The organism is Kribbella sp. NPDC055110 (assembly GCF_053607525.1).
Map to the genome: position 1 here is coordinate 104,908 of NZ_JBSGTS010000013.1, position 12,760 is coordinate 117,667.

General features: G+C 68.5%; 13 protein-coding genes and 2 tRNA genes. 13 read left to right on the forward strand and 2 right to left on the reverse strand.

From position 1 onward, the window contains the following. Positions 1-8: 8 nt before the first annotated feature. The 6 genes from ACWF0M_RS21585 to ACWF0M_RS21610 are packed head-to-tail and all read left to right on the forward strand — an operon-like array spanning position 9 to position 7,376. Positions 9-1,088, forward strand: coding sequence for an LLM class flavin-dependent oxidoreductase (locus ACWF0M_RS21585; protein WP_452237481.1), 1,080 nt, complete (start codon positions 9-11; stop codon positions 1,086-1,088). Beyond that, a complete protein-coding gene (locus tag ACWF0M_RS21590) occupies positions 1,085-2,401 on the forward strand; it encodes an NtaA/DmoA family FMN-dependent monooxygenase (protein ID WP_452237482.1) in 1,317 nt (438 codons plus the stop codon). The genes ACWF0M_RS21585 and ACWF0M_RS21590 overlap by 4 nt, the downstream gene beginning before the upstream one ends. Beyond that, entirely contained in the window at positions 2,398-4,470 is a 2,073-nt protein-coding gene (locus tag ACWF0M_RS21595; RefSeq protein WP_452237483.1) for an FAD/NAD(P)-binding protein, read from the forward strand. Before ACWF0M_RS21590 ends, ACWF0M_RS21595 begins: the two co-directional genes overlap by 4 nt. Then, entirely contained in the window at positions 4,460-5,560 is a 1,101-nt protein-coding gene (locus tag ACWF0M_RS21600; RefSeq protein WP_452237484.1) for an LLM class flavin-dependent oxidoreductase, read from the forward strand. Before ACWF0M_RS21595 ends, ACWF0M_RS21600 begins: the two co-directional genes overlap by 11 nt. Further along, positions 5,557-6,336: a DUF1684 domain-containing protein gene (locus ACWF0M_RS21605; RefSeq protein WP_452237485.1), complete on the forward strand. Its 780-nt coding sequence runs from the start codon at positions 5,557-5,559 to the stop codon at positions 6,334-6,336. The genes ACWF0M_RS21600 and ACWF0M_RS21605 overlap by 4 nt, the downstream gene beginning before the upstream one ends. Continuing rightward, positions 6,333-7,376: an LLM class flavin-dependent oxidoreductase gene (locus tag ACWF0M_RS21610; RefSeq protein WP_452237486.1), complete on the forward strand. Its 1,044-nt coding sequence runs from the start codon at positions 6,333-6,335 to the stop codon at positions 7,374-7,376. Before ACWF0M_RS21605 ends, ACWF0M_RS21610 begins: the two co-directional genes overlap by 4 nt. Positions 7,377-7,388: 12 nt before the next feature. Here ACWF0M_RS21610 and ACWF0M_RS21615 read toward each other — a convergent pair whose 3' ends face one another. Then, positions 7,389-8,021, reverse strand: coding sequence for a DUF899 family protein (locus ACWF0M_RS21615; RefSeq protein WP_452237487.1), 633 nt, complete (start codon positions 8,019-8,021; stop codon positions 7,389-7,391). A gap of 202 nt (positions 8,022-8,223) precedes the next feature. Here ACWF0M_RS21615 and ACWF0M_RS21620 point away from each other — a divergent pair. From ACWF0M_RS21620 to rpmG, 3 genes are all read left to right on the forward strand, one after another. Beyond that, positions 8,224-8,296 (forward strand) — tRNA-Thr (locus ACWF0M_RS21620). A 44-nt stretch (positions 8,297-8,340) separates the two neighbouring features. Further along, positions 8,341-8,414: transfer RNA gene (locus ACWF0M_RS21625), tRNA-Met, on the forward strand. Positions 8,415-8,480: 66 nt separating this feature from the next. Continuing rightward, positions 8,481-8,648 (forward strand): 50S ribosomal protein L33, encoded by a 168-nt coding sequence (gene rpmG / locus ACWF0M_RS21630; protein WP_130384703.1) that lies wholly within the window; start codon positions 8,481-8,483, stop codon positions 8,646-8,648. A 57-nt stretch (positions 8,649-8,705) separates the two neighbouring features. Here the strand turns inward: rpmG and ACWF0M_RS21635 are convergent, their stop codons facing one another. Then, the gene (locus ACWF0M_RS21635; protein ID WP_452237488.1) at positions 8,706-9,452 is read right to left on the reverse strand and encodes a hypothetical protein; all 747 of its coding nucleotides are present in this window, start codon (positions 9,450-9,452) and stop codon (positions 8,706-8,708) included. Between the two features lie 71 nt (positions 9,453-9,523). Here ACWF0M_RS21635 and ACWF0M_RS21640 point away from each other — a divergent pair, with 71 nt between their 5' ends. The 4 genes from ACWF0M_RS21640 to ACWF0M_RS21655 all read left to right on the forward strand — a co-directional run bounded on the left by ACWF0M_RS21640 (position 9,524) and on the right by ACWF0M_RS21655 (position 12,363). Continuing rightward, entirely contained in the window at positions 9,524-9,946 is a 423-nt protein-coding gene (locus tag ACWF0M_RS21640) for an FAS1-like dehydratase domain-containing protein (protein WP_134131593.1), read from the forward strand. Further along, on the forward strand, positions 9,943-10,347 hold the full coding sequence (locus ACWF0M_RS21645) for a MaoC/PaaZ C-terminal domain-containing protein (RefSeq protein WP_452237489.1): 405 nt from the start codon (positions 9,943-9,945) through the stop codon (positions 10,345-10,347). The genes ACWF0M_RS21640 and ACWF0M_RS21645 overlap by 4 nt, the downstream gene beginning before the upstream one ends. Continuing rightward, on the forward strand, positions 10,344-11,369 hold the full coding sequence (locus ACWF0M_RS21650) for a UDP-N-acetylmuramate dehydrogenase (RefSeq protein WP_452237490.1): 1,026 nt from the start codon (positions 10,344-10,346) through the stop codon (positions 11,367-11,369). The genes ACWF0M_RS21645 and ACWF0M_RS21650 overlap by 4 nt, the downstream gene beginning before the upstream one ends. A gap of 142 nt (positions 11,370-11,511) precedes the next feature. Next, positions 11,512-12,363, forward strand: coding sequence for a DUF559 domain-containing protein (locus ACWF0M_RS21655; RefSeq protein WP_452237491.1), 852 nt, complete (start codon positions 11,512-11,514; stop codon positions 12,361-12,363). Positions 12,364-12,760: the final 397 nt, after the last annotated feature.

The window sequence follows — 12,760 nt, forward strand, 5'->3', positions numbered from 1 at the left end:
GGACGTCCATGAGCAAGGGGCTGATCACGGCGATCGAGATCGACGGGGCCGGTGGGGATCCCGGGGCGTGGCGTGGTCCGGAGGTTGATCCGCGGGCGATTCTGACCGGTGAGCTCGCCGTCCGCGCGGCCCAGCGGGCGGAGGCGGCGGGAGTCGACCTCGTGACGTTCGCGGATGCGCTCGAGGCGCCGGACGACGTACCCGATCGGGTGAGTGTCCGGCTGGATGCGCTCGGGCTCGCCGCGCGGGTCGCTCCGGTGACGCATCGGATCGGATTGCTGCCGACGATCACCGTCACGCACACGGAACCGTTCCACGTGCAGGCGTCGGTGGCGACGCTCGACCACATCTCGGATGGCCGGGCCGGGTGGATCGCGGACGTCTCGACGTCGGCCGAAGCGGCCGCGGTGATCGGGCGGCGCGAGCCGGCACCGGCCGCCGAGACCTGGCGCGAGGCGCGGTACGTCGTCGACGCCGGCCGTCGCCTGTGGGACTCGTGGGAGGACGACGCGATCATCCGCGACGCTGCCACCGGGCGGTTCATCGACCGGGAGAAACTGCACTACGTCGACTTCGAGTCGCCGACGTTCAGCGTCAAAGGCCCGTCGATCGTGCCGCGGCCGCCGCAGGGACACCCGATCACCGGGATCCGGGTCACCACTCCCGAAGCGCTGGAGGCGGCCATTGACGCGGAACTGGTGTTTCTGCCGGATTCCGGTGATCTGTCGGATCAGGTGCAGGAGCTGCGGGAAAACGCTCGTCGCAGGGCGGGGGACACCGGGCGGAGCGTGACCGTCACGTCGGATCAGGCGGTCGGGCCGCTGGTGCTCGTGTCCGCCGCGGTGCAGCCGCACGTCGACGGTGTCGAGCGGCTCGCCTCGTTGATCGAGGGATGGGCGGCGGCGGGCGTTGACGGCGTACAGCTTCGGCCGGCTTCGCTCGAGCTCGACGTGCCGGTGATTGCGGAGCAGCTGCTGCCGGTCTTGCGAGAACGCGGGTTGGTCGGGGTAGGGGAGCGAGGCGGGAGTTTGCGCGGGCGGCTCGGGTTGCGGCGGCCGGTGAACAGGTACGCGAGGAGTGTGCGATGACCAAGCAGATCCACCTTGCTGCGCATTTTCCGGGCGTGAACAACACGACCGTGTGGTCGGATCCCGCGGCCGGGTCGCAGATCGATTTCGGATCGTTCCGGCAACTTGCGGAAACTGCGGAACGCGGGACCTTCGACTTCTTCTTCCTGGCCGAGGGGCTGCGACTGCGTGAGGTGAAGGGGCGGATCCACGACCTGGACGTCGTCGGCCGGCCCGAGTCGCTGACCGTGCTCAGCGCATTGGCCGCGGTCACGACGCACCTCGGCCTGGCCGCGACCGTCAACTCGACCTTCAACGAGCCGTACGAACTGGCGAAACGACTCGCCACCCTCGACCACGTCTCCGACGGCCGCGCGGCCTGGAACGTCGTGACGTCCTGGGACGCGTTCACCGGCGAGAACTTCCGCCGCGGCGGATACCTCGACAAGGGCGACCGGTACGTCCGCGCGCAGGAATCGCTCCGGATCGTGCGGAAACTCTGGGACTCCTGGAACGGTGACGAACTCGTCCTCGACCAGGCGGCGGGTACCTTCGCCCGCGAAGGCGCTGGGGCCTTCGCGGACGACGGCGCCCACTTCACCATCCGCGGGCGGTTCGGTCTGCCGCCGTCGCCGCAGGGCCGGCCGGTGATCATCCAGGCCGGCGACAGCGACGAGGGGCGCGAGTTCGCGGCGTCGAGCGCGGACGTGATCTTCAGCCGGCACGGGACGTTCGAGGGTGGGCAGACCTTCTACAAGGACGTGAAGGCCCGGCTGGCGAAGTACGGGCGGACCGACGAGTCGCTGAAGATCATGCCGGCGGTGACGGTCGTGGTCGCGGACACGGATGCCGAGGCGATCGAGAAAGCGGCGTACATCCGGGAGCAGCAGGTTTCCGGTCCGACCGCGGTGGTGCTGGCCGAACTGCTCTGGGGACGCGACCTCTCGGCGTACGACCCGGACGGTCCGCTGCCGGCCGAGGACCCGGTCGTCGGTTCGTCGGTGACGCAGGGCCGAGTCGGGTACAACGATCCGTTTCCGATCGTTTCCGAGTGGCGGTCGCAGGCCGAGGCGCACGGCTGGTCGCTGCGGCAGACGGTCATCAACCAGCAGAACCGGCAGACGTTCGTCGGTTCACCCACCACGGTGGCGGAGGCGGTCAACCGGCACGTCCAGGAAAACGCTGCAGACGGTTTCGTCCTCGTTCCGCACCTCACTCCGTCCGGCCTCGACGACTTCGTCGACCGAGTAGTGCCACTGCTCCGCGAACGCGGCGTTTTCCGGTCCGAGTACGCCGGCACAACGCTGCGGAACCACCTAGGGCTGACCCGATGACCGTGGCCGATCTGCATCCGTGGAAGGAACCGCCGGCGACGGTGGTGTTCGTGGGTGGAGGACCGCGGACGGCCGGGCTGCTGGAACGGTTCGCGGCCAGTGCCGGCGAGTTGCTCGGTGGCCGGCGGGTCGAGATCCACGTGGTGGATCCGTTTCCGGCCGGCGGCGGGCGGATCTGGCGGCGCGAACAGTCGCGACTGTTGTGGATGAACTCGATGACGTCCGACATCACGATCTTCACCGACGAGTCGGTCGAATGTGACGGACCGATCGTGCCGGGTCCGGACCTGGCGACCTGGGTCGCGGGCGAGGGCGCCGTGATCCTCGAGAAAGCCGGGCTCGAACAGCCCGGCCCGATGGACTTCCCACCGCGCCTGGTGCAGGCGGAGTACCTGGCGTGGGTGTGGGAGCGCGTCGTCCGCGATCTCCCCGCGACCGTCGTCACCCACCCGGAGCGAGCCGTCGAGCTCACTGCGGACCAGCGGGTGATCCTCGCGTCCGGACAGGAGATCGCGGCCGACGCGGTGGTACTCGCGCTCGGCTATCTGGATCGGTTGCCCACGGCATCGGAATCGGCGTGGGCCGCGCAGGCCGCGGACGCCGGTCTGACCTACATACCGCCGGGGTACACCGCCGACGTCGACCTGGACGGGCTGTGGCCACAGGCGCCGGTCATCGTCCGCGGATTCGGGCAGGCGTTCGTCGACCTGATGGTGCTGCTCACCGAAGGCCGCGGCGGCTGGTACGACGAGTGCGACGGCCTGCTCAGCTACCACCCCTCCGGCGACGAGCCGATCCTGTACGTCGGTTCGCGCCGCGGCGTCCCGTACCACGCGAAGCTCGGGTACACCGTGCCGGGAACGAAGCCGGTCCCGACGCGCTACCTCACGAAGGAGGCGTTGGGCGACGGCGCTCTCGACTTCGATCGCGACGTGGCGCCGTTGATCGAGAAAGAGCTGGCCTACGCCCACTACAAACAACTGTTCACCGCGCACCCGGAGCGAGTCCGATGGTCGTGGGAGAGCTTTGCGAATGCCCTGGACGACTGGACGCCCGTGGGGGCGCAGGACTGGGGTTCGGAGGTGGGGCCCGGCGCCGCGACCGGGCTCGAACCAGGTGCGGGGCCGGAGGCCGCAGGCGGTGGTCGGTCCGGGGTGGGGCGGGAGGTTGCGGGAGGTGCTCGGTCCGGGGTGGGGCGGGAGGCTGTGGGAAGTGCACGGCCGGGGGCTTCGTTCGGTCGTTCTGATCGGGAGTTCGCGGCTGTGGTTGCTGACGCTGTTCCCGACCCGGCGGACCGGTTCGTGCGGCACGAGGTGGATCGGCCGTTGGCCGGGCGGTTCTTCGAGGACCGGGAGGGGTTCGAGCGGTTGCTCACCGAGCTGATCGAGAGCGATCTGCTCCGGCGCGCGGATCCGGCGTATTCCGCGGATCTGGCGGTGTTCAACGCGCTGCTGAGCATCTACAGCGTGTTGTCGCGGGCGATCACCGACGGGCAGTTGTCGGACGAGGACCGGGTACGGCGCGTGGAAAGCGAGTGGCACGGGTTCTTCTCGTTCGTGGCGAGCGGACCGCCTCCGCGGCGGCTGGAGGAACTGCTCGCGCTGCACCGGGCCGGCGTCGTCCGGTTCGCCGGACCGGACCTTGAGGTTGCTATCGACAACGATCAGTTCGTGGCCACCAGCCCTGCGGTGCCGGGTGAGATCCGGGCGCGGGCGTTCGTCGAGGCCCGGTTGCCGCGTCCCGACGTACTCGCGGCCGCCGATCCGTTGCTGCGCGGTCTGCTGGACTCGGGCGCGCTCGCTGCCGACGAACTGTTCGCGGCCGACGGAACGAGTCTCGGCGGCGGTCAGCTCAAGGCGGACTCGCGATGCCGCGCGATCCGTGCCGACGGATCCACGCAGGAAACGCTGTTTCTGCTCGGGCCGTCCGTTTCCGGCTCGGCCGGATCGTCAGGTTTCTCCCGGCCGCATTTCAACGGTCCCGGCTTCCGGCAGAACGACGCCGTCGCCCGCGACCTGCTCAAGCTGCTCGCACCCACCGTACGGAAGGAAGAACGCCATGCCAGTTGAGTTCCTCGGCATCGCCGGAACCAACCCGGCCAGCGAGGTGACGCCGCGAACCGGCGGCCCGCTGGACCTGGAGTACACCAGCAAACTCGCGCGGGCCCACGAGGACAACGGATGGGATCGCATCCTGTTCGCCTATCACTCGGGCTCTCCCGACCCGGCCCAGGTCGCGGCGTACGTCGCCGGCCGCACCGAGCGGATCAACCTCGTGGTCGCTCACCGGCCGAACGTCGCGTACCCGACGCTGACCGCGAAAACGTTTGCGACCCTGGACCACCTGAGTGGCGGCCGGTTCGAGGTGCACGTGATCACCGGCGGCTCGACCGCGGACCAGGCGGCCGAGGGCGACTTCCTGGCGAAGGACGACCGCTACGGGCGGACGGCCGAGTTCATCCAGATCCTCAAGCAGGCGTGGACCTCGGACACCCGGTTCGACTTCGACGGAAAGCACTACCGGTTCGAGCAGTTCCTCGCCGACATCAAGCCGGTCCAGCAGCCGCGGCCGCGGATCTCGTTCGGCGGCTCGTCGGCGGCGGCGTACGCGGTCGGCGCGGCCGAGGCAGACATCTTCGCGCTCTGGGGCGAGCCGCTGGCCGGGACCCGGGAACAGCTCGCGACCATCGACGCCGCGGCGGCGCGGGCGGGGCGGACGGACCGGCCGACGATCCAGATCGCGTTCCGGCCGATCCTGGCGCCGACCGAGGACCTCGCCTGGGAGAAGGCGGAAAACGTTCTCGGCCGGATCAAGGACGTCCAGGCCGGCGGCGTTCCGGCAAGCACCCGGCTGCGGTCGAAGACGCCGGAAAACGCCGGATCGCAGCGGTTGCTGAAGGCGGTCGCGGCTGGTGAACGGCACGATCGCGCGCTCTGGACCGCACCGACCGGTCTCACCGGCGGCGGCGGAAACTCCACGGCCCTGGTCGGAACGCCGGAAACCGTAGCCGCGGCGCTGCTCGACTACTACGACCTCGGGATCCGGATCTTCTCGGCCCGCGGCTACGACATCTATGACGACGCGATCGACTTCGGCCGATACGTGATCCCGCTGGTCCGCTCCGAGGTAGCCCACCGCGAACAAAGGAAAGCATCATGACTGTCGTTTCCGACTTGGAGCAGGACTGGCAGACCTGGCACGCGGCGCGGGAACGCGACCTGGACACCGACTACGGCTGGCTCTCCATCGTCGCCTTCAACTGGCTGCAGGCCACGCCCACCGCGATCGACGGTCTGGCCGGAAAGTGGTGGGCGGACGAGCAGGCACACGTCACCGCCTCGGGTGAACTGACGATCGGCGGAGAACCAGTGCACGGAACGGTTTCCGCCAGCGTTCCGGAAGCCGGCTCACTCAGCTGGCTGCTGCACGGAAACCGGCTCGCGGAACTCGTCCTTCGCGGCGGGAGGTACGCGATCCGGCAACGGGACCCGGGCGCCGCGACGCGGACGGGCTTCAAGGGCGTTCCGACGTACCCGATCGACGACGCTTGGACGGTCACCGGGTATTTCAGCCCGTACCCGAAGGCGCAGCGAGTGGAGGTGTCGACGGCGCGCGACGACCTGCGTCAGCACATCACCGCGGTTGGCACGGTGCATGTGGCGCTGGGAGGTACGGCGTACGAGCTGGTTGCGACCGCTGCGAACGACGGTCGGCTCAACGTCTCGTTCCACGACAAGACGAACGGTGAGGAGACGGCGCCCTGGCGGACGGTGACGACCGGGCCGGTGGCGCGGGACGGGTCGGTGCGGATCGACTTCAACCGGACGATCAACCTGCCGTTCGCGTTCACGGCGTACGGGACCTGCCCGGCGCCGGTGCCCGGAAACCGCCTCGGTCTGCCGGTGACTGCGGGCGAGCAGAAGGTTCCTAGGTGAAGTTCTGTACGTACACGCTGATCGACAACTCGCCGGACCCGATCAGCGGCGTGCAGCTCACGTCGTCCGAGCGGTTCCGGCGCGTCGTACAGCAGGCGCAATGGGCCGAGGAGCTCGGCTTCGACGCGTACGGCGTGGGGGAGCGGCATGCGCAACGGTTCATCTCGTCGTCGCCGCCGGTCGTACTGTCCTACATCGCCGCGGTGACGTCGCGGATCCGGCTGCTGACCACGGTGACGGTGCTGTCGTTGCTGGACCCGGTGCGGGTGGCGGAGGACTACGCGACTCTCGACCAGCTGTCGGGTGGACGGCTCGACATCATCATCGGGAAGGGAAACGACCCGGAACAGAACGCGCTGTTCGGGTACGAGCTCGACGGGCAGTGGGACCGGAATCGGGAGAAGTACGAGCTGCTCCGGCGATTGCTGCGGGAAACCGGAGTTTCCTGGTCGGGGCGGTATCGCCCGGCGTTGACGGACGCGACCACGCAGCCGCGGCCGTACCGACCGGACGGCATTCCGCTGTGGCACGGGTCGGCGTCGTCGACAGAGTCCACCGAGCTGGCGGCGCGCTGGGGTGATCCCTTGTTCTCCGCGAACGGGTTCCATCCGCTGGAGAAGTACGCCGGGCTGATCCGGCACTACCGGGAGCGTTGGGAGGCGTACGGACGGGACCCGGCGGCTGCTGTGGTGGGCGCCGGGTTCAACGGGTTGTACGTGAAGAAAACGTCGCAGGAAGCGGTCGAGGGGTACCGGCCGATCTTCGACGCGTTCATGGACTCACCGGGCGCCCGGCACAACCAGCTGCCGTTCCGGACGCTGGAGGAGTTCCTCGACGGCGGATCGGTGCTGGTCGGATCGCCGGAACAGGTGATCGACAAGTTCGGCCGGTACCAGGAAGCGTTCGGGCACGAGCTTTCCGGCATCTCGCTGGAGGTCGCGGGACTCCCGGAGGAGGACAACCGGGAGTCCGTTGAGACCTTCGTCACAGAGGTCATGCCAATACTGCGAGCGTCGTACCCGAGCCGCGTCTGGACCTAGTCGTATCTGGACCTAGCCGTACGTCGGTGCTTGCGGCCAACCTGCCGGGGAGTCCTCCCAGTCCTCTTGGCGGCCGTACGCGGCGAGGTCGGAGACGCTGGTGCTGAACAGCAGCCGGTCGACGCCGCGCTGACCGGTCGTGTAGGTGCGGAAAACGTTGTCGCGGTCGCGCAGGAACAGGTTCAGCAGGAAGCCGCCGCCGACGCCGCAGTCGGCGGAAAACGTCGTACCTGCCGAGGACGCGAACGGGATGTGCTCCCAGCCCATCCGCTTCCAGTACCCGGCCATCTGCTCGATCGGCATGTCGGAAACGGTCGCCCAGGCCACGTCGTTGCGGGCCAGACCGGGCAGGTTGGCGACGTTCTTGGTGAAGTAGGTGCAGCCGCCGCAGAACGCGTCCGGCCCGGCGTCCATGAACTGGTACAGCGCGAGCTGGCGACGCTCACCGAAGAGCTCCAGCAGCGTGACTGGGCCGTCGGCCGACGTGAACCTGTACTCGCCGAACCGCACCATCGGCAACCGCCGCCGCTGGGCCGCGATCCGGTCCAGCTCCCGCGTCGCCTGCTTCTCCGCGACCAGTAACTCGGCGCGGGCCCGCGCCCACTCGTCGGCCGACACCACCGGAGGCGTAGCTGTCTCGGACATTCGTGCTCCCTTCCCTGGGTCTTACCACCAGGACGGAGCCGCCCGAGGGATCTCGACATGCAGGGCGTAGATCGCTGGAAATTGGTCAGAAGCACTCCCCGGGAACCGGTATGCTTTCCGGGACGGACTGAGGGGCCTGCAAGGTGCGGCCGACTCGATTTCACATCGGGGCGGCGGACCGTGTAATCTCTCTCCTCGGCCCGCCCCTTTAGCTCAGTCGGCAGAGCGTCTCCATGGTAAGGAGAAGGTCTACGGTTCGATTCCGTAAAGGGGCTCTGAGAACGGCGTCCCACCTCCGGGTGGGATGACGGACTCACCCGGCGGGGTAGCTCAGGTGGTTAGAGCACACGGCTCATAATCGTGGTGTCGCGGGTTCGACTCCCGCCCCCGCTACCTGGCAAGGCAGTATCTCGAGAGTGCGATCACCTCAGTTGCGCACTCCTGACAGAAGAGGCAGCAGTGGCCAAGTCGACCGACATTCGCCCGAAGATCACGCTGGCATGCACGGTGTGCAAGGAGCGGAACTACATCACCAAGAAGAACCGGCGTAACGACCCGGACCGTCTTGAGCTGAAGAAGTACTGCCACCGGTGCAACGACCACACGGACCACCGCGAGACCCGCTGACCTCAGCTCTTTCGCAAGGGCCGCTTCGGACGACCGAAGCGGCCCTTTGCCGTCCCCTCAGACGGTGAGAATCGGCCGGCCGCCCTCGTAGGCAGTGAGGCGTTCGTCACGGGGAGTGAGGCAGCACGAGCCGCACAGGGTCCCGTTGCCGGCGTCGCTCGTGTAGTACAGACAGCACGTGTTCCGCAGGTAGACGAGCTTTCCGGCCGCCACCTCCACCTCGCCGAGCCGCGCGAGCCCACCCGGTGCCTTTGCGACGAACGTCCGCCATCGCTCGAGCAGGTACGTCGGTTCCACCGTGACGTCCTCGCGCGTTGCGGCACAGAATCCCATCGCGACGCCCGCCGCAACCCCGCCGTACACCTGCCGCAATCCGGCCCGCGTCCGCCGGTGCAGCTCCTCGGAAAGTGGCAGCAGGTGTTTCCGCAATACGACGTCGTACAGCGTTTTCAGTCCGCCGGGCAGGAAATCCGCGGAACGTACCGCGACCGCCGCGATTCCGTGGCCGTCGTGCGGCCGGACCCACAGGTTGTGCGGGCGGATGTCGAGGACGCGGCCCTCGAGCGCCCAGAGTAGGAGCGCGGTCGCCGGCACGCGGCCGGCGTAGAACGACATCATGCTGAGCGCGTTCGCGTGCGCCGTACGGTGACAACTGGCCTCGTCGTCCCGCTTGAGCAGCTCGGTGAGCTCGGGACTGCCGGGCTCCAGGATCCGGTCCACCCGCAGCCACTCGGACCCTTCCGGCTCGCCGATCTCCAGCCGGTACCGAGGCGCGTACTTCGCCAGCGCCGCCACTGCCGTCACGTTCAACCTTCTCCGTCGGAATCGTGGGCGGCGGAAACCCGGTCCATAGTCTGCCAGTAGGGTTAGCGGATATGACGATCGACGCCACGATGGTCGGCCGGAGTTACGCGGCCGCCGAGTCCTACCAGGTCGGCCGGGAGAAGATCCGGGAGTTCGCGGACGCGATCGGCGACCGTAACCCGGCGTACCGGGGTGATGACGCGATCGCGCCGCCCACGTTCGCCTTCATGGTCGGCAGCCGCGCGCTCGAAGAGCTGCTGAACGACGAGGAGCTCGGCCTGCGGCTGGACCGGATCGTGCACGGCGCGCAGAAGTTCAGCTACACCCGCCCGATCAAGGCCGGCGACGAGATCGCCGCGACTGCCACCATCACCACCGTGCGCAAGGCCGGGCCCGTCGAGGTGATCATGTACGAGACCACTCTGACCACCGTCGACGGCGAACCGATCGCCACGGCGACGTCGACCCTCTCGCACAACCGGGCGGACGCATGACGATCGAGGTGGGTACGGAGCTGCCGGCGCTGACCGTCACCCTCAAGCGCGAGGACCTGGTCCGGTACGCCGGTGCCAGCGGGGACTTCAACCCGATCCACTGGAACGACCGGATGGCTGCGGCGCTCGGCCTGCCCGGCGTGATCGCGCACGGGATGCTCACGATGGCGTCCGCAGTGCGCGTCGTCACGGACTGGCTCGACGATCCGGCCGACCTGGTGGAGTACGGCGTACGGTTCACCAAGCCGGTCGTCGTACCGGATGACGACAAGGGCGCGAGCGTGACGTTCACGGCGAAGGTCGACAAGGTTGCGGACGGATCGGCCGAGATCGACATCACGGCTCTCGTCGGCGAGGAGAAAGTGCTCGGCCGGGCCAGGGCGGTCGTGCGCGTCCGGTGAGTACGCACGTGTCGCTGGCCGACTACACCACGCTGCGGATCGGCGGGTTGGCCGACAAGTTCATCGAGGTCACGACCGAGGACGACCTGATCACCGCGGTCCGGGACGCCGACGCGGCCGGTGAGCCGGTGCTTCTGCTGTCGGGCGGCAGCAACGTGGTGATCGGTGACGACGGTTTCCGCGGGACTGTGGTGAAGGTCGCGACGTCCGGTTTCCGCGTCGACGCTTCCGTGTGCGCCGGGGCGATGGTGCACATCGCGGCCGGGGAGGACTGGGACGGCGTCGTACAGCGCGCGATCGCCGAGGAGTGGAGCGGGCTCGAGTCGATGTCCGGCATCCCCGGGCTCGCCGGGTCGACACCGGTGCAGAACGTCGGCGCGTACGGTCACGAGGTCGCGGAAACCGTCGCATCCGTGCGGGTGTGGGACCGCGTCGTCGGCAAGGTCGAGACGATCTTCGCGGCCGACTGCGGGTTCAGTTACCGCAACTCACGATTCAAGGCCGACCCGTCGCGGTACGTCGTACTCGAGGTCGCCTTCCAGCTCACGCTGGGCGATCTGTCGGCGCCGGTCGGGTACGCCGAACTTGCCCGGGTGCTCGACGTCGAGCCGGGATCGCGCGCGCCGATGACCGAGGTCCGGGAAGCCGTTCTCGGCCTGCGCCGCAGCAAAGGCATGGTCCTCGACCCCGCCGACCACGACACCTGGAGCGCGGGCTCCTTCTTCACCAACCCGATCCTCGACACCCCTGCCGAGGTCCCCGCCGGCGCACCCCAGTGGCCGCAACCCGACGGCCGCGTCAAAACCAGCGCCGCCTGGCTCATCGAACACGCCGGCGTCTCCAAGGGCTTCACCATCGGCAACGCCGCCGTCTCCACCAAACACACCCTCGCCCTCACCAACCGAGGCCAAGCCACCGCCAAGGAACTCTTGACCCTGGCCACCCACGTCCGCACCCAGGTCCAGCAATCCTTCAACATCACCCTGGTCAACGAACCCGTGCTGGTGAACTGCACGCTGTAAGGACAGGATGTACTGCCCGCCGAGCCGTTCCCGACCGATCGGCTGAGCCTGCCAGGTCCTCGCCGGAGCGACTACCTCCTGTCGTTAGCGGGCCTGTGGACAACTTCCGCCACAGTTGCGGCGAATCCAGCAGTATCGATGGGTGACCCTTGTCGCCGAGATCCTGGGCCGGCTCGGCGGTTGTGCCACAGCCGCCCAGTTGGTCGGTCTGGTCTCGCCCGGGGCTTTGAAAGCGGCGGTGCAGCGGGGAGAGGTCGAGCGACTCGCGCGCGGGGTCTACGGTCTGCCGAGTCTCGGGCCGGATCGCCTTGCTGCGATTGCGTACGACGGGGTCGTTTCCTACACCAGCGCGGCAATCGCCTGGGGACTGCCGCTGCTTGTGCGGCCGGAGAAGCCGCACGTCACGGTTCCTGCGCAGCGCAGGCCACGGCCGGGACGTCCGGCTGAGCTGCACTGGGCAGCGGTCTCGCGGGCGGAGCGTGATGCTCGGCTGACCGGCCTGCTGCGAACAGTCCTCGACTGTTCGCGGCTCCTGCCGTTCGGCGAGGCGCTCGCAGTAGCTGACGCGGCGTTGGCCACCGGCAGGCTGGCGAAGGACGAGCTGGAAGCGGCTGCCGAGGCGATGCGTGGACCGGGCCGCCCGAACGCGGTTCGGGTCGCGGCCGCATCCACCACGAGGTCGGAGAGCTTCCTGGAGTCGATGTTGCGGAGCCTGCTGATCGGCGCCGGGATCGACGACTTCGAGCCGCAGGTCGTCGTGTACGCCGGCGGTATCCGGGTTCGCGTCGATCTCGGTCATCGGAGGGCACGGATCGCGCTGGAAGCAGAGGGCTACGAGTTCCACGGTTCGCCCGGCGCGTTCGCCGCGGATTGCCGACGGTACGACGATCTGGTGACTGCCGGCTGGTTGGTGCTGCGGTTCACCTATCAGCAGGTGCTCGGGGATCCGGCTTGGGTGATCGAGACCGTTCGCAGCGCGCTCGCGGCGCGCTAGCGACAGGAGGTACGCCCGTCGGGGCACCTGAGGTGCGCTGGCCAGCAGGTGCCGTGGCTGTCGGCAGGCACTACCTCCTGTCGTTGGCGGATCCTGAAAAAGATTGCGTTGGGGGTAGGCAGGAGAGGATGGGATCGCTGATCCTTTGCGCAATCTGGTGGGAGGTGGAGTGTGGTGTCGGCGCAGCTGTTGCCCTGCGCAATGGATTGACGCCGCGTGAGCTGGCGCACGACCCTGACCCGGCCGGTGCTCGAGGTGTCGTCCGGAACGCTGCCGCTGACCACGGACCTCGGAATGGTCATCCCGGTCGACCCGGCTCTCGACGGTTTCGAGCTACTCGTCGACTCGACGGGCGGTTCCCTGACTGTCGAGCTGCACGATCCGGTGAAGGCGCAGA